At 64.8% G+C, this 16,331-nt stretch carries 12 protein-coding genes; 4 read left to right on the top strand and 8 right to left on the bottom strand.

Features of this window, described 5'->3' with window-relative positions:
- Window positions 1–2: 2 nt before the first annotated feature.
- Together FJ967_RS22405 and FJ967_RS22400 are read right to left on the bottom strand one after the other, a co-directional pair.
- Window positions 3–974: an MBL fold metallo-hydrolase gene (locus FJ967_RS22405; protein ID WP_140733992.1), complete on the bottom strand. Its 972-nt coding sequence runs from the start codon at window positions 972–974 to the stop codon at window positions 3–5.
- 112 nt (window positions 975–1,086) lie between these two features.
- Window positions 1,087–1,308 carry a DUF680 domain-containing protein gene (locus tag FJ967_RS22400; RefSeq protein WP_140733991.1) on the bottom strand — a complete coding sequence of 74 codons (222 nt, stop codon included), beginning with the start codon at window positions 1,306–1,308 and terminating at the stop codon, window positions 1,087–1,089.
- Between the two features lie 215 nt (window positions 1,309–1,523).
- Here FJ967_RS22400 and FJ967_RS22395 point away from each other — a divergent pair, with 215 nt between their 5' ends.
- The 4 genes from FJ967_RS22395 (at window position 1,524) to FJ967_RS22380 (ending at window position 9,155) form a co-directional block, all read left to right on the top strand.
- The gene (locus FJ967_RS22395; RefSeq protein WP_181176091.1) at window positions 1,524–3,335 is read left to right on the top strand and encodes a hypothetical protein; all 1,812 of its coding nucleotides are present in this window, start codon (window positions 1,524–1,526) and stop codon (window positions 3,333–3,335) included.
- Window positions 3,336–3,907: 572 nt separating this feature from the next.
- Window positions 3,908–8,035 carry a Pls/PosA family non-ribosomal peptide synthetase gene (locus tag FJ967_RS22390; protein ID WP_181176090.1) on the top strand — a complete coding sequence of 1,376 codons (4,128 nt, stop codon included), beginning with the start codon at window positions 3,908–3,910 and terminating at the stop codon, window positions 8,033–8,035.
- Window positions 8,032–8,514 (top strand): GNAT family N-acetyltransferase, encoded by a 483-nt coding sequence (locus FJ967_RS22385; RefSeq protein WP_140733988.1) that lies wholly within the window; start codon window positions 8,032–8,034, stop codon window positions 8,512–8,514. The genes FJ967_RS22390 and FJ967_RS22385 overlap by 4 nt, the downstream gene beginning before the upstream one ends.
- Window positions 8,511–9,155: a 4'-phosphopantetheinyl transferase superfamily protein gene (locus FJ967_RS22380; RefSeq protein WP_140733987.1), complete on the top strand. Its 645-nt coding sequence runs from the start codon at window positions 8,511–8,513 to the stop codon at window positions 9,153–9,155. The genes FJ967_RS22385 and FJ967_RS22380 overlap by 4 nt, the downstream gene beginning before the upstream one ends.
- A gap of 29 nt (window positions 9,156–9,184) precedes the next feature.
- Here FJ967_RS22380 and FJ967_RS22375 read toward each other — a convergent pair whose 3' ends face one another.
- The 6 genes from FJ967_RS22375 to FJ967_RS22350 form a co-directional block, all read right to left on the bottom strand.
- Window positions 9,185–10,279, bottom strand: coding sequence for a KamA family radical SAM protein (locus tag FJ967_RS22375; protein WP_140733986.1), 1,095 nt, complete (start codon window positions 10,277–10,279; stop codon window positions 9,185–9,187).
- Window positions 10,280–10,410: 131 nt separating this feature from the next.
- Window positions 10,411–13,119 carry a TonB-dependent receptor gene (locus FJ967_RS22370; protein ID WP_140733985.1) on the bottom strand — a complete coding sequence of 903 codons (2,709 nt, stop codon included), beginning with the start codon at window positions 13,117–13,119 and terminating at the stop codon, window positions 10,411–10,413.
- A gap of 119 nt (window positions 13,120–13,238) precedes the next feature.
- Window positions 13,239–14,198 (bottom strand): FecR domain-containing protein, encoded by a 960-nt coding sequence (locus FJ967_RS22365; protein ID WP_140733984.1) that lies wholly within the window; start codon window positions 14,196–14,198, stop codon window positions 13,239–13,241.
- A gap of 111 nt (window positions 14,199–14,309) precedes the next feature.
- Window positions 14,310–14,813, bottom strand: a complete 504-nt coding sequence (locus FJ967_RS22360) for an RNA polymerase sigma factor (RefSeq protein ID WP_140733983.1) — start codon at window positions 14,811–14,813, stop codon at window positions 14,310–14,312.
- 327 nt (window positions 14,814–15,140) lie between these two features.
- A complete protein-coding gene (locus FJ967_RS22355) occupies window positions 15,141–16,034 on the bottom strand; it encodes an NmrA family NAD(P)-binding protein (RefSeq protein ID WP_140733982.1) in 894 nt (297 codons plus the stop codon).
- Window positions 16,031–16,243 carry a DUF1127 domain-containing protein gene (locus FJ967_RS22350; RefSeq protein WP_140733981.1) on the bottom strand — a complete coding sequence of 71 codons (213 nt, stop codon included), beginning with the start codon at window positions 16,241–16,243 and terminating at the stop codon, window positions 16,031–16,033. The genes FJ967_RS22355 and FJ967_RS22350 overlap by 4 nt, the downstream gene beginning before the upstream one ends.
- Between the last annotated feature and the right edge of the window lie 88 nt (window positions 16,244–16,331).

Here is a 16,331-nt window from a genome sequence, read left to right as displayed (position 1 = left end):
GTTCAGATTTGAACGGGAGTGAAGCCATAGGCATTGCCGTCCTTGACGAAGACGCCGGTGCCCGGGAACGGGAAGTGCGAACCGGAAACGCGGATATTGTCCGCGATCACCCGGTCGATGATCTTGTGGCGCGTGGCGATGGCGGTCGGCCCGTCCTGGTCGTAGCTGCCCTGCCATTCCGGATGCGGCGCCAGAAGTGCGGGCACATACATGGTGTCGGCCGAGATCATGAACTGCTCCTTGCCGGAGTTGGCGAGGTAGACGGAATGACCTGGCGTGTGGCCGGGCGCGGCGATGATCTGGATGCCGGGCGCAACTTCGGCGCCGTCCTCGACCAGCTTCCAGTTCTTCCATTTCGGAAAATTCTCGGCGATGCGTTTTCCCGCCGGCTTGCGGCCTTCAGGCAGCTTGGCCAGGCGGCTGGGATCCGTCCACCAGTTGTATTCTGTGGCGTTGACGATCAGCTCGGCATTGGGGAACACCGGCGCGTTGGTGCCCTTCTCCATCAGGCCCCAGACATGGTCGGGGTGGAAGTGCGAGATCATGATGGTGTCGATCGCCTTGTAGTCGATACCGGCGGCGGCCATGTTGGCCGGCAGGTGCGTGGCGTTGGTCTGCCACTGGCCGACGCCCGAGCCCGCATCCATCATGATCAACTTGCCGCCCATCTTCAGCACCACGACGGTGAGCGGAATGGGCATGAAGTCGGTGGTCAGCCCCGCCTTGGCGAGCGCGGCCTTGGTGTCGTCGACAGAGACGTCCTTGATGAAGGCGGGGTCGTGCGGCTTCTTCCAGATGCCGTCATAGATGGCGGTCACCTCGATGTCGCCGACCGTGTATTTGTAGAAGCCGACGGTCGGCTCCACCGGCGTCTGCGCGAAAGCGGGCCGGGTGAATTCGAGCTTGCCGGCAAGGCCGAAGGCGGCAGCGGCGGCGGCGGTTCCGAGCAGTGTGCGGCGTGTCATGCTGAACATGGTTGTCTCCTGTGGGTTGCGTGGCGGCGGAAGTGACGGAGGGCCACGCCACATGGCCCTCCGTCCTGATTGCGGGTGGGTCCGGTTTCGAGGGAGGTCCGGACCTCTGAACTCAGCGACCCCAATTGCCCTGGCCGGGTTCATCCGCATCAGATTTCATCGTCGCCTGCACGCCCTGCCGGACCATGTCCGGCTTGCGGATCGAGGCGGTATAGGTGTTGTCGATGGTGGCCGCCGTCGGGCTGACGGTGCGGTCGCCAAAATGGTCGCTGCCGGCAAAGGCGGAACTGGAGGCGAGCAACATCGCAGCCACGCTGAGAGCGAGCTTGGTCATTTCGATAAATCCTTGTTTCGTTTCTCTGGGTCGCGGGCCGAATGGCCCCGCTTGATGACAAGACCCGCAAGGCCGGCGCTTTATTCCCGGGCGGCGCAAGATTTCTGAAAAAAAGAATTCAACGCCGACCGCCGGCGACCCGGCGGCAGCCCGTTCGCGCTCTTGACTCGTCGGGGCGATGGCCTAGCAATCGGCACCGGGTGGGGATTTCTCGGATGATTGCAAAATCAGCTTCATTGGCCGCGCTCGCGCTCGTGGCGGCGACGATCGATGCCGCCGGAGGCGACTATCTACACCCCTCGCCGCATCCGGCATGGGACAGCCGCGTCCAGACGATTTATGACGCCGCCACCCGTTCGGTTTCGCGAAAGATGGTACGCGTCTGGGACCCGAGCCCGGAAAAAGGCCTCGACTTCGTCTGGGAGCCGGACCCGAAACTCGCCGATGGCGGCCTCTCCGCCGAAGGGCTGCCGTCCGGACCCGGACGGCTGCAATGGCGCATCGGCGGCTCACCTTCCTATGATCCGTCCGCTGTCTTTTCTACCTATGTCGGCACGCTTTCCCAGGGCAAACCGTCGGGACATGGCCGGCTGGAACTGCGAACGGGCGAATATCTCGATGGCGACTGGCTGGATGGCGCCCCGGACGGCGCCGTGCTCTGGGTGGACGAGGCCGGCAACCGCTATGAGGGCCATATGCGGCATGGCGTTGCCGATGGCCCGGCCCGCTACGTCTCGACCGATGGCGAAATCTTCACCGGCACGTTTCGCGACGGCGTGCGCGACGGCACGGCAACGACACAACTGCCCGGCGGCACGACCTATCAGTCGCTCTGGCAGAACGGCCAAGAGGTCGGCGGCAAACGTCCCGACCTTTTTGCCGATGCCAGGACGGGCGGGCTGCTGAAAGCCGGAACCAAGGCGGGTCAGGCGGCCGGGTTCTCCATCTCGGCGGCGATCGACGAGCGGATCAACCTGGAGTCAGAGGAGATACTTCAGTATGACACAGCGGCGTCAGGCGACGAGACAGAGTTCTACCCCAGATCAAACTACCTGATGAAATTCTGGAAGAGTGGAACCAATATTGACGTTCAAGACCATGTCCTAAGCATGGTCTCCTGGGACGAGGTTTTTGCCTTCCTCAAGGTGGACCTGTCTTCGGAAAACGGCCGGAAAGGCAAGATTGCCGGCATGTCGCTGGATTTTTCCGAGAGCCAGGCCTTCAACAAGCCGATGCTCTCTCTTTATCCCGACGTCGGGTGCCTTGGCTTCAGTCCGCAATTCTCCATCATAAACGAGGGTTGGGGCAAGGTTCTGGAGCCGGAATTCCATTTCGTCTTTTCCGACGATAAGGGCCACACCTCCGCACCGTTCGATATAGAGGGAGCCGATGATTTCGATTCATCGGGGAATATCGACGTGCTGAACTCGATCCGGCAGGCTGGCGCGGATGTGAATGCGCTGGCGACACGGCATTTCAAATGCGCATCGATCGAGGGGCTGGAAGCGTGTTCGCAGCAGTTCCTGGCCAACACCGAGCTCGGCGTGATCGGAAAGTCGATCTACAGGAACGAAGGCGTGATGCTGACCGATCTGGTCGGCAAGATGAAATACAAGTGGAAGGACCCGGCAAACAAGATCCATACCGAGGAACAGTCTTTCACCGTTCCGGTATCCCTCGCCGCGCTGGAGGTGCCCGAGCCCGTTGCCGAATGCGGCTCCGGCATGAGCGGCTCACCCGAGGCGGCGCAGTATCAGGATGTCCATCTGCCGCTCAACAAAAAGAATTACAGCATCAGCGTGCCGATGCGAGGCAATCGTGACATTTCGCGCCTTGTCGCCCGGTTGAAGCTTCACGCCGACCGCTCGTCCATTCACAAATTCCGCGTCAGGGCGAAGTTCGCGGATGGAAGCGAGCGGCAGAGCAAGCCGCTGGAACTGCTTTGGTTCAGGCCGCGCAAGGATAGTTTCGCATACTATTCGGGCCGCAAATGCGATCCGGGTATCCAGTACAATGTCTGCCATTGAGTAGACCGGCTTCGGACAGCCCTTCATCGCCACCCGCGATGCCCGCCTGCCGCTGCATGAGATAGCCGCAACCGCCCCTGCCCGCCTCGGCGAATCCGCCCGTCCATCGCCATGCTCACGGCCGCCTGGACACAATCCAGAAACATAATTCAACAGTTCGGAAAAACTGCTGAAAAGATCGGATGGCATAACCCTCCCTCAACGGCCGGGATTCGGCCGTCGCACAGGCGCACGGGTATGGGCAATGCAACGAGGTTCGAACGGATGGATGAGTGCCCGGCACGTCGCTCGCCGCCGGCCGCGCCGAGGCCATGCCCCACCCCTTGCCCATGCTCCCGAACATGTGAAGACGAAGCGGTCTGTTCCGTGATAACCGCCCGGCCAAAGAGGGTCCGCCGGTCGGTGATCGTCGGTCCGGATTGCCGAAGCTTCCGTTTTGGAAGCTTCGGTCATTCCACCTCCATCAACACAAAGCAAATTGCACCGGCGCCGATGCCGACAATGCCTGCCAGCCTGGCGGCATGATCGGGATGTGGCTGTCGCGATTTCATTAGGACGAGAAAGTTTTGGAAATGGATCACGGTCTCGATATTGCCGCACTCGACAGGGATTTGGCGCGACCAGGCGGGGAGCCCGAAACGGAACTGGCAGGCGTCGATGCGCTGGCAAGGATCGCCCGGCGCTCCGTGGCCGCTCCCGGCCAGATCCTGACCGGCGCGGACTTTGCTCGGCAAGGCCAGCCCGACGAACGGCTCGACAAGGTTTTTGAGCAGCTCGCCGAAACGTTCGCCGCCCTGCCGGCGGTGATCTCCGAGGGGCGCACCTGGACCTATCAGGAGCTGAACAGCCGCGCCAACCAGTTCGCCCGCCTGCTGGTCAAGCGCGGCGTCCGCCCGGGCGACCGCGTCGGGCTCATCCTCGACCGGGCGGCGGAGACCTATGTCGCCCTGCTCGCCGTGGCCAAGGCCGGCGCCGCCTTCGTGCCGCTGGCCACCGCCTTCCCGCAAGAGCGCATGGCGCTCATCATCGAGGACGCCGGCGTCAGCCTCATCGTCACCATCGCCACTTATGCATCGCGGGCCGGCGAGTTGCCGGTTCCGCATCTCTTGATCGACAGCGCGGCGGGCGAAATCTCCGCCCAGTCCGGCGCGCCGCTGAAGCCGCACAAGGCGCAGGCGCCGACCGCAAGCGACGACATCTGCTATATTCTCTACACGTCTGGCACGACCGGCAGGCCCAAGGGCGTCGCCATCCGCCACCAGAGCTTCGTCAACTTCATTCGTGTCGCCGCCGCGTCCTACGGCTACAAGCCGGGCGACCGCGTCTACCAGGGCATGACCATCGCCTTCGACTTTTCCTCCGAGGAGATCTGGGTGCCGTTCATCGCCGGCGCGACCGTCGTGCCGGCCCCGGGCCAGATGCCGCTGGTCGGCGAGGAACTCGCCGATTTCCTGCGTCATCACGACATCACCTGCATGGCCTGCAGCCCGACGCTGCTGTCGTCCATGACGTCAGATGTGCCCAGCCTGCGCACGCTGCTGGTCGGCGGCGAAGCCTGCCCGCGCAATCTGGTGGTGCGCTGGTCGAAGCCCGGCCGCCAGATCCTCAACACCTATGGCCCGACCGAGGCAACCGTCACCGCAACCATGGGGGCGCTGACGCCGGACCGGCCGGTGACGATCGGCGCGCCGCTGCCCACCTATTCGATCGTCATTCTCGACACCTCGCTGCCGCAGCTTGCCGAGCCTGGTGAATTGGGCGAGATCGGCATCGCCGGCATCGGCCTCGCCGTCGGCTATCTCAACCGCCCGGACCTGACCGAACAGAAGTTCATCGCCGATTTCGTCGGCCTGCCCAACAACCCGTCCAGGCGCATCTACCGCACCGGCGATCTTGGCCGGATCAACGAGGCCGGCGAGATCGAATATGCCGGCCGCATCGACACCCAGGTGAAGATCCGCGGCTATCGCATTGAACTGGGCGAGATCGAGGCCGTTCTGCTCGACCAGCCCGAGATCGCGCAGGCCGCCGTCACCACCTGGGAGATCGAGCCCGGCCGCGTCGAACTCGTCGCCTATTACGCGCCCAAGGCCGGCCAGCCGGCGCTCTCGCGCGCCGACCTTGCCCAGACGATGAAGCGGCGGCTGCCGGACTACATGGTGCCCTCCTATCTGGAGGAGCTGCCTGCCATTCCGATGACCGTCTCCAACAAGGTCGATCTTCGACAGTTGCCGAAGCCGACCAGCGTCCGGCTCTCGGCCGACCGCGCCATGGTGGCGCCGGCCAGTGACGACGAGCGCTTCCTGGCCGAGGCGCTGGCCGCGGTGCTGAAATTCGAAAACGTCTCCGTCGAGGACAATTTCTTCGACGATCTCGGCGCCAACTCGCTGCTGATGGCGCATTTCTGCGCCCGTGTGCGCACCCGCAAGGAATGGGCGACGACGTCCATGCGCGACATCTATCTCCATCCGACCGTGGCGCGCCTGGCCAGGCACCTGGGCGCGGCCGACGAGACAACGGCGGCGACCAGCGAGCCTGTTCTCACGCGCCGGGCCTCCAATCTCGTCTACTGGACATGCGGCGCGGCACAGCTCTCGTTCTACGCGCTCTACAGCTATGTGGCCCTGTGGGCGATCAACAACGGCCTCAACTGGGTCTATGACGCGCTCGACGAGCCGCTGCAGCTCTATTTCAGATGCGTGGTTCTCTCGGCCGGTGTGTTCTTCGGCATGTCGGGCTTTGCCGTTGTCGCCAAATGGGTGCTGGTTGGCCGCTGGAAGGCGGAAGCGTTCCCGATCTGGGGCCTGCGCTACTACCGTTTCTGGGTGGTCAAGACCTTGATCCGCACCGCACCCGTCGTCCTGTTCCGGGGCAGCCCGCTCTACAGCCTGTACCTGCAGCTGCTTGGCACGAGGATCGGCAAGAACGTCGTCATCGAGTCGCGCGCCGTGCCCGTATGCACCGACCTGATTTCGATCGGCGACCGGACGATCCTGCGCAAGGAATCGCTGATCCTCGGCTATCGCGCCCAGGCCGGCTATATCCACACCGGGCCGCTGACCATCGGCAGCGACGCTTTCGTCGGCGTCGGCTCCACGCTCGACATCGCCACCGCCATCGGTGACAGCAGCCAGCTCGGCCATTCCTCCTCGCTGCAGCGCGGGCAAAGCATCCCCGACGGCGAGCACTGGCATGGGTCGCCGGCGGTGCCGACCACGGCGGATTATTGCAAGGTGCGCAACGTCAACCCTCCCCGCATCCGGCGCTTCATCTACGAGGCCGTGCAGTTGATCGGGCTGTTTGCCCTGGTCACCCCGCTGCCGCTTTTGTTCCACAGCTATTGGGAATATGTCGGCGACGACTACCAGGAGACGATCGGCCTCGTGGCGATCGGCACCACCGTCACGCTGGTGGGCTATATCGCCCTCGCCTTCCTCGGCGCCACGCTGGTGCCACGGCTGTTCAGCCTGATCCTGAAGCCCGGCCGCACCTACACGCTCTACGGTTTCCGCTACTGGCTGCAGGCGGTCGCCGAGTTCTCCAGCAATTCGCGCGTGCTCGGGCTGCTGTTCGGCGACAGCTCGGCCATCGTCCATTACATGCGCGCCATCGGCTGGAACCTCAACAAGGTGGTGCAGACCGGCTCCAATTTCGGCTCCAACCAGCAGCACGAAAACCCGCTCCTGTGCGAGATCGGCACCGAGACCATGGTCTCGGACGGCCTGTTCATGATCAACATGCACAAATCCGCTTCCGCCTTCCGCCTTGAGCCGACGCGGATCGGCGAGCGCAACTATCTCGGCAACAACATCTACTATCCATCGGACGGCCGCACCGGCGACAACGTCCTGCTCGGCACCAAGGTGATGGTGCCGATCGACGGGCCGCTGCGCGAGAATGTCGGCCTGCTCGGCTCGCCTTGCTTCGAAATCCCGCGCATGGTGGCGCGCGACAAGGAACTCATCGCCGGCATCGACGAGGACGACCGGCAAAAGCGCATCCCGCTCAAGAACCTGCACAATCTGGTGACGATCCTGCTGTTCATGGCGACGCAATGGGTCATGCTGTTCGTCACGCTGGCGATCTGGGACCGGGCGCTGAACTACTACACCGAATGGGCCGAGGTCGCGCTCTTCGTGGCGGTGATCTTGACGTCCCTGATCACCATTCCGTTCTACATCTTCGTCGAACGGGCAAGCCTCGGATTCCGCAAGCTGAAGCCCCAGATGACGACGATTTACGACGTCACCTTCTGGCGCCACGAACGCCATTGGAAGCTGGCGGATTCGCCCATCGTGCGCCTGTTCGCCGGCACGCCGTTCCGGCCGATGATCCTGCGCCTGCTGGGCGTCAAGGTGGGCAGCAGGGTCTATGACGGCGGCGCCAACCTGACCGAGCGTTCGCTGGTCGAGATCGGCGACGACGTCACGCTCAACGAGGGATCGGTGATCCAGGCCCACTCGCTGGAAGAAGGCGCCTTCAAGTCGGACTTCATCCGCATCGGCAAGGGCTGCACGCTCGGACCGTCGGCCTTCGTCCACTATGGCGTGGTGATGGGCGAAGGTTCGATGGTCGATGCCGACGCCTTCGTCATGAAGGGCGAGGAACTCGAGCCCAACTCCATCTGGCGCGGCAACCCGGCCAAGCTGCACCGCTTCGTCGAGCCGGTCACCGAGGCCTCCAGGGCATCGGCGTCTTGACGGACGGCTCGCGCGGCACCGCGGGCGTCCACCTGGCGCCCGTGACCAGGGCCAACCGGGCCAAGGTCACCGCCCTGCGCGTGGCCCCGGAGCAGGCGAACTTCGTCGCCGGCAATGCGGATTCCCTTCGCGAAGCCAGGTCCGATGAAGATGCCCGGCCGCGCGTCATCATGGCAGGCGAAGATGTCGTCGGCTTCCTGATGTACGATGCTGCCGAAGACGATAACGAAGCGCGCATCTACCGCTTCATGATCGACCGCGCCCGGCAAGGCCGGGGCTACGGCAAGGCGGCGCTACGCGCGGTGCTGGACGAAATCCGCGCGCTCGGCCACGTCAGCCACGTCTCGATCTGCTATGAACCGGAGAACGAGGCTGCGCGGCAACTCTACCGCGCCGCCGGTTTCGTGGAAGACGGGCTCGACGAGGATGGCGAAATGATCGCCGATCTGGTGCTGGCCACAGCGGCCGAAAAGCCATGACAACAGCCATCCTCGCAACCAACGAGATCGCCCTCGCCCGGGCGATTGCCGCCATGGCGCCCGCTGACGTGCGCACCGGATGCAGACTGATCCGCGACGGCGACGAGGCGCATCTGTTGCCCGACGAAGCGCGCTCGATGCCCGCCCGCCAGCCCGCCATGCGCCGCGCCAGCGGTGCGGCGCGCTTTCTCGCGCACCGGCTGTTGGCGGATGCCGGCTTCGACGGCTTCGCCGTCCTGCGAACGCCCTCCGGCGCTCCCGCCTGGCCGGAGGGTATAACGGGCTCGCTCGCCCATGACGACGACATGGCCGTTGCCGCGGTAGCGGCCATTGGCGATTTCGGCTCGCTCGGCATCGATGTCGAGCCGGCGCAGCCCCTGCCCCACGACCTCTTGCCGATCGTCGCGACGCCGGCCGACCGGACCGGCGCGGTCGGGGAACAGCTCGCCGGCCGCATTCTCTTCGCCGCCAAGGAAGCGGTCTACAAGGCCGCCTATCCGCTGGATCGCAAGGTGCTGGGCTATGAGGACATCGCCGTCGATCTCGAGACCGGCCAGGCGACGACGAGCACGGGACGCAAGGCGCGGCTGGCCTATTGCGTTGCCCCGCGCGTGGTCGTGCTGGCGACCGTGAGCGAATAGGCACGCAAAGGAAAGAGCCTGCGCCCGGCCTATTCGCCGACCACCTCGGTATAATCCCTCACCGCGCCGTCCAGACCGCGAATACGCCAGCTCCGCCCGTCCCGCGCCTCGACATGGCACGGCCCGAGCGGCGCCTTGCCGCCGCCCTCCGGCAGGTCGATGACATAGACCGGATTGCAGATGCCGGAGAGCCGCGCCCTGAGCGCCTCCACCAGCGCCTGGCCCTGGGCGATCGTCGTGCGCCTGTGCGCCATGCCGCGCGCGAGGTCGCCGTGATGGAGGTAGTAAGGTTTGACGCCCAGCCGGTACATCAATTCGCGGCAGAGCTCTTCCAGCGCCTCGACGCTGTCGTTGACGCCCTTCAGGAGAACGCTCTGGTTGAGCAGCACGAAGCCCGCCTGGCGCAGTGTCCGGCAGGCCGCCTCGGTGGCATCGGTGATCTCGCGCGCATGGTTGAAATGGGTGACCACGGTGACCATCAGCCGCCCCTGCAGCGCTTCGACCAGCCCAGGCGTGATGCGCGACGGCAGCGCCACCGGCACGCGCGTATGGATGCGCAGCAGCCGCACATGGGCGATGGCCTCGATGCGGGCGCGGATTTCGGCCAGCGCCTTGTCGGGCAGCGACAGCGGATCGCCGCCCGTCAGGATGACCTCGCGGATTTCGGGATGCGCCTCGATATAGGCCAGCGCCGGCTCCAGCGCCTCGCGCGTATAGCCGCGCCCGATCGAGGTCAGCGATTCCTTGCGGAAGCAGAACCGGCAATAGACCGCGCATTGATAGGTCGGGAACAACAGCACCCGGTCGGCATGGCGATGCGTCAGCCTGGGTACCGGGCTGAACGCGTGGTCGGCGATCGGATCGTCAAGCTCGCCTTCTGTTTCCACCAGCTCATCGGGCGACGGAATGACCTGCGCGCGGATCGGATCGGCCGGGTCGGTCCAGTCGATCAGGTCGAGATAGGCTTTTGGGGCACGCACCTTGTGGTGCGCGGCGGCTTGCTGGGCCGCCGCGCGCTCTGCCGACGACAGCGGCAGGGAAGCGAGGTCGCGCACATGGCGCACCCCCTGGCGGACATCGTCCTGCCAGGCGGGTTCGCGGGTTGCGTCTTTGAGGTCGGTCATTGCAGGTCTCGGCTGTTCGCGCGGACCTATCGGCCGGATGGGCGGCGCGGTCAACCGCCAAGGAGGCCTACGATACGCGCTGCGCTCTACGGCGCCCCGCCAGCCCTCGCCAGTTTCGTCGCCGGCGCGCCTTAGAACTTCGCCGTCAGCGACCCATAGAATGTTCGTCCCGGCCCAGGCTCGGTCACCAGGCCGAGCGGATCGACATAGTAGCGGTCGAACAGGTTCTCGATGCGCGCCGTCGCAGTCAGGTTCTCGGTCAGCTTGTAGTCGGCGAAGACATCGACCAGGGTGTACGGGTCCCATTTGACTTGCGAGATGAACTGGCCGAGCCCCTGTGTGGTGACCTGGCCGTGACCGATGGCGCGCGGACCGACATAGGAGACCCGCCCGCCCAGCATCAGCCTGTCTTCGAGGAACTTCTGGGTCAGCGTCAGGTCGACCGAATATTTCGGCGGCACCTGGTTGGTGGCATAGTCGCCATACATGGTCTTGGCGTCGCACGCGCCGTCCAACTGGCAGAACTCCACGTCGAGATAGTAGTTCGCCGCCAGATCCGCCGTGAAGCCGCCGGTTTCGTAGCGGCCCGAGAACTCCAGTCCCGAGAATTTGGCGCGATCGATGTTGTAGACCTGCATTCCGTACCAGGTGTAGCCGTCGCCCTGGAAAGCCCGGAATGACCGGGCGATGTAATCCGTCACGTCCCAGTTGAAATAGCCGAACTTCACCATGCCCGCATCGCTGTCGCTGAGCAGGCCGTTGCGATGGAAATTCATGCCGACTTCCCAATTGCTCGACCGTTCCGGCCCAAGGTTCGGATTGGGAATGATGGTGAAGGCCGAAACCGACTCGAACAGGCTCGGAAAACGCAGAGCATTGGAATAATTGACATAGAACTGCGTGCCGTCGAACGGCTCGACCGTGACGCCGACCGACGGGCTGACGCCGCCTTCGCTGCGGTCGGGCTTGGAATTGAGCTGGTCGGGGCTGTTGGCCACCGTGCGCCGGTCATGCAGCCAGTACTCCGAATAGCGCAGGCCGGTGTTGATCGTCAGCCAGCCCACCGGCTTGTAGGCCGCCTTGAGATAGCCCGCCGCCTCCTGCCGCTCGGCGTCGCGCAGGTTGAGCCAACCCTCGATCTGGTCGGTGAAGGCGCTGGGCTTGGTGTCCTCGTTGCGGTAGGTCAGGCCATAGGTGAAATCGAGCTGCCCGTAATCGGTGACGAACTTCGATTTGTTGGAGACCTCGCCGCCCCACATTATCGTGTTGGAACCAGGTCGGAAATCCTTCGGCAGCCCAAGCGTTTCGGGTTTCGTCCCATAGGCGTTGCGCGCGGGGTTGCGCATTTCCAGGCTGGTCGCCCACAATTTGGCGGTGAGATCGACGAGGTCGTTGCCCTCTGGATTGAGGCGATAGCTCAGCGTGCCGGTATCGAGCTTGGTGCCACTGGTCTGGGCTGCCTGCGTCGCCGGCGAGGCCACGCTTGCCAGCGCCGAGGCCAGCTTGTCGCCGGCCTCGCTGCGGAACCCCGTATAGCCGAACTCCAGGCTCTGCCCGTCCCCGAAGCGCCATGTGCCCTTGGCGATCCAGGACTGGGTCTCAAGCTGTGTGTTCAGCACTTCCTCGCCGGCTCGGTAGTTGGCGAGGCCGGCATTCTCGACATAGTCCTTGTAGGCCAGCGACGGCACGCATGTGCCGCTCGTATAGCAATAGGGGCGTGGGCCAAGATGCACCGGATCGGCCACCGGCCCGTAATTGCCGGCGTGATAATTGCCCTGCTTGCGGTAGGCATAGCCGGCGATGAAGTCGAAATCCTCCTCCTGCATGGCCGCCACCACGCTGCCCGAACCACTGGTCGGGGTCAGGAACGACGGGCGATCCAAGCCCGTGCCTGATTGCGTGACGATGGGCGAGCCGCCCGGTTGGTTGATGATCGTATAGCCTGATGTGGCGCCCGTCACGGGCGCCGAGGTGTTGGTGCCGAAGCCGCCCTTCAGCCGCAGACCGAAGCGCTTGCCGTCCTCGACGATATCGGATGCGTTCAGCGTACGCATGGCGACGGTGCCGGCGATGCCGTAGGAGGCCGCGTCCGAGCCCTTGGTGATGTCGACGCCGCCCAGAAGGTCGGGGTCGACATAGGACCGGTTGGAGATGCCCTGATAGCCCTGGTAGACCTGCAGCGAATTCTCGGCTCCGTCGACGGTGACGTTGACGCGGCCCATGCCTTGCATGCCGCGCACATTGACGTCGATGGAGCCGGCGCCGTTGCGCGCCTCGCCCGACATCACGCCGGGCGTGCCGCGAAACATGTCGGCCGGGCTGGACCCGCGGAACCGCTCGATGGTCTCGCCCGAAATGTAGGAGGTCGGCGCCGCCGTCTTGTAAGGCTGCTCGGCCGGGCTGCCGCCGCCGGCAACGACGCTGATCGGGGCGAGCGTGGTGCCATCGGCGCCGGCTATGCCTTGCGTGTGAGCGGCTGCGACCCTGTCGCTGATCGTCACCGTGCCGGAGCCGGTGAACGCATAGGTCAGGCCGGAGCCCTGCAGGATCCGCGCCAGCGCCGCGCCGGGTGCCATCGCACCCGAAACGCCCGGCGAACGCCTGCCGCTGGCGATTTCTGGCAGGTAGGTGACCTGCAGCCTTGCCTGACGGCCGAACGCGGCCAGTGCCCCTGAAAGCGATCCCGCCGGAATGTTGAAGCTCGCCTGTTGCACGGATTGCCCGAATGCCGGCCCCTGCATGGCAATCGTCGCCACCCCGACCGTCGACGACACCAGCGCCGCCATCACCAGCCTTCGTTCCAATCCGCCCGATAGAAAATTCTTATGCCCCAGCCCCATGGCTCAGCCGCTCCGTTTGATTTTGTGGGAGGGAAGGCCTGTTGGCAGCGGCTGACGGCAACCCCTGTGACATGAAACGAACGGGGGTTCGGGATTTTCTCCCCTTGCCGCCAATTTTCTCAGATCGATGAAATGACCGTCAGCCACGGCGACATAGGCCGCACCTTGCCGTTATAGGGCTGGACGACCGCCTCCAGCGCGCCGATCGGATTGCTCAGGTCGAACACACCGCTGATGCGCCCCGCTCCGAGGCCGGCGTCGGCTATCACCACGCGACCTGACTTCCAGCGCGCGATCCTGGCGACGACGGAAGCCACCGTCTCGCGATCGGCAACGATCAGCCCGTCCCGCCATGCCGCGATCTGTCCGGCATCGCGCGTTCCACGCTCGACGGCGAGCGTGCTGTCGTCCAGCGTCAGCCAGTCGCCGCCGGAAAGCCTCTGCGGCTGTGCCGGCGGCCACCCCTGCGCCGTGACGTCGACAAGGCCATGCGCGACCGACACCGACAGCAGCCCGGCATCGCGGCTGACATCGAAGGCGGTGCCCAGCGCCGTCGCGGTCATCGTCTCCACCCGCACCTGGAAGGGCCGTCCGGCATCGGGGGCGACTTCGAAGAAAGCCATACCGGCCAGCAGTTCGACTTGCCTGAGGTCGGGCGTGAAATGGCTGCTCATGGCGCTGTCGGGGCCGAGCGTCACGACACTGCCGTCGGACAGCGTCACACGGCGCAACTCCGCCGTCGAGGTGACCTGGTCGGCCCTGAGGCACAGCAGCGCTTGCGGCCCATAGAGGGCGCCGGTGCCGAGCACGGCCAGACCACCAAGGCCGCCGAGAATGACCTTGCGCCGCGACACGCTCGTCGCGGCGTTTTCGGCCTTGCGGCGGTCCTCGAACACCTTGCCGGCCATACCCTGGATCTCGGCCGCCTCCGCCCAGGCCGCTTCATGCGCGGGACTGCGTGCGCGCCAGCTCTGGATGAGCTCGCCTGCGACCGGATTGGCGCGTTCGTTCTGAAGGCGGATGACCAGGTCAACCGCCTCCTCGAACAGCCTGTCGTCCTCGCCGATCTCCTCAGTCATGCCGCAAACCCGATGAAGCCCTTGCCCGCGAAGCCATTGCGAGCCCATGCCGTTTGAAACGAACGGGCGGCCGCGATTTCCTGCACCGGCGCGGATCATGTCGCGCGATCGTCACGGCGCATCGTCCTTGAGGCGGGCGCGCAGATGCTGGTAGGCGCGGCGGATCAGCGTCCAGGTCCGCGATGTCGAGAGGCCGAGTTCGACGGCGACTTCGCTCATCGTCTTCTCGCCCAGCCGGTGCATCTCGAAGGCGATGCGAGTGCGCTCCGGCAAGTCCAGCAATGCCTGCTCGACGATCGCCAGCCTCTGCCGGTCATAGACGATTGCTTCGGGAGACGGCGCGCTGTCGGCGATCCGCTGCAACGCATCGTCGGGCAGATGCACATGTTCGACGATGCGTTCGCGCCGCTTGAGATCGATCGAAAGGTTGCGCGCGATGCGCCAGAGATAAGCGCGCGGGTTCTCCTCCTTGCCGCCGGGCGTGGCTGTCATCACTCGCACGAATGTGTCCTGGGTCAGGTCGGCGGCGGTCTCGGCCGTGTGCCCACGGCGGCGCAGGAAGCGGTCTATCTCGCGTGCATGGCTAACGAACAGGCCGTGCAGGTCCCACCTCATGCGACCCTCGCCAGACAGATCCGGTCCGGACTGTCGTTTGACGACGGCCGGACCAGACTGAAGGGAAGAAGAAAACGAGGATGACGATGAACCATTGGACGCATGGGTGAGCCGATGTAGTCGTTAACCTCCATCCCTATGACCTCTGAAATTCTCCTGCAATGGCAACAAGTTAGAATGATTTTCCGGCCACGGCCGGCGGATGCTTTAATAGATGACTATTTTAATCATGTTTTTCACGCAGATAGCGGTCGGGAGCCATGGTGGAGCCAAGCTCCGCCATGACCTCGGCTTTCGGCATTTGCCCTGATCTGTTGCCAAAATGCCTCAGGCAGACGGACGCTTTGCCGCCATCGCCACGAAAGCACTTTCGATGCTCTCGAACTTGAGGTCCCGATAGAGGCTTCCCGCCTCCGGCGTGTCCGTCTCCAGCGCGGTCTCGCCACGGATCCAGAAGGCCCGCAGCAATCCGAGCCCGGGAACCGCCGCGATCATCGCCTCCAGCTCGTCGGCGCTCATCTGCTTGACGCGCGGCGAGCGGCCGCTCACCCGGCGCCACAGCTCGATCATCGCACTCTGCGTGATCCTGTTTTGCGCGATGCGGATTTCTGTGCGCGCAGCTTTGGGATCCTCCAGCGCGCGCAGAGTGACCGCCGCGATGTCCTTCTCGCTGACGAAGGTCGCCGGCACATTGCCCTCGCCATAGAGCGTCACCTCGTCGGGCGGCAGGGGCGACGAGCCGAAACGCGTCAGGTCGCCCAGCGTCGCCACCCAGGTCGAGAAGAAACCGTTGGTGTAGATCACAGTATAGGGCAGATCGGCCTCCCTGACCGCGTCGAAGACGGCCCGCTTGATGTCCAGAGGTTCGATCGAGCCGGGTGCCGCGGCGGCAAAGTCGAGGCCGAAGCCGGCGGACGGCACATAGCGCGAGACCCCGGCATCCCTGACAGCGCGTACCAGCGTCATCTCGCTGGCCGAGCCGACATGCACCGAGCTGATGACGCGGTCGACCGAGCCTGCGGCGCGCACCAGGCTGTCATAGTCGTCGAGATCGCCGGCATGGATGGTGGCGCCGAGGTCCTTCAGCGGGCGTATCCGCTGTTCATTGGCCGCCGTTGCCGGCCGCATCAGAAGATGCACCTGGTCGCCGTTGCGGGCGCTGGCCTTGGCCATCTCGCTGCCGAGAAGGCCACTCGCGCCGATGATCAGCGTGCTGGTCATATCGCCCTCCCATTGGCAAGAATTCCGCTGGCAAGGATGGACCCGTCCCAGTCACGCTCCAGGCCGATGTCGTCCAGGCGGCGATCCGAGAAGCGCGAAACCCGGCGCAACGCGCGATGGCGTTCGAACGCTGCGGCGCTCCGCCTGGCGAGGCCGCGCATGGCGGCGCCGATGGCTCCAGGGGTCAAGGTCTCATAGGTCAAGCTCATTGTCCTTCTCCTTATGTTCGCCAGGCGCAAGCGTGCCGGTGCCGCCCATCGGGCGAGCATGACGATTGCTCACACTTGTCTGGTCAAT

The organism is Mesorhizobium sp. B2-3-4, assembly GCF_006442315.1.
In the GTDB taxonomy this organism is placed as follows: Bacteria; Pseudomonadota; Alphaproteobacteria; order Rhizobiales; family Rhizobiaceae; genus Mesorhizobium.
This window is presented reverse-complemented; position numbering and strand designations above follow the sequence as displayed.

Bases quoted from the DNA above. Each gene is read 5' to 3' on its own strand.
- FJ967_RS22400 (WP_140733991.1), bottom strand. From the start codon at position 1,308: ATGACCAAGCTCGCTCTCAGCGTGGCTGCGATGTTGCTCGCCTCCAGT.
- FJ967_RS22365 (WP_140733984.1), bottom strand. From the start codon at position 14,198: ATGACTGAGGAGATCGGCGAGGACGACAGGCTGTTCGAGGAGGCGGTT.
- FJ967_RS22350 (WP_140733981.1), bottom strand. From the start codon at position 16,243: ATGAGCTTGACCTATGAGACCTTGACCCCTGGAGCCATCGGCGCCGCC.
- FJ967_RS22370 (WP_140733985.1), bottom strand. From the start codon at position 13,119: ATGGGGCTGGGGCATAAGAATTTTCTATCGGGCGGATTGGAACGAAGG.
- FJ967_RS22405 (WP_140733992.1), bottom strand. From the start codon at position 974: ATGTTCAGCATGACACGCCGCACACTGCTCGGAACCGCCGCCGCCGCT.
- FJ967_RS22355 (WP_140733982.1), bottom strand. From the start codon at position 16,034: ATGACCAGCACGCTGATCATCGGCGCGAGTGGCCTTCTCGGCAGCGAG.
- FJ967_RS22390 (WP_181176090.1), top strand. From the start codon at position 3,908: ATGGATCACGGTCTCGATATTGCCGCACTCGACAGGGATTTGGCGCGA.
- FJ967_RS22375 (WP_140733986.1), bottom strand. From the start codon at position 10,279: ATGACCGACCTCAAAGACGCAACCCGCGAACCCGCCTGGCAGGACGAT.
- FJ967_RS22395 (WP_181176091.1), top strand. From the start codon at position 1,524: ATGATTGCAAAATCAGCTTCATTGGCCGCGCTCGCGCTCGTGGCGGCG.
- FJ967_RS22360 (WP_140733983.1), bottom strand. From the start codon at position 14,813: ATGAGGTGGGACCTGCACGGCCTGTTCGTTAGCCATGCACGCGAGATA.
- FJ967_RS22380 (WP_140733987.1), top strand. From the start codon at position 8,511: ATGACAACAGCCATCCTCGCAACCAACGAGATCGCCCTCGCCCGGGCG.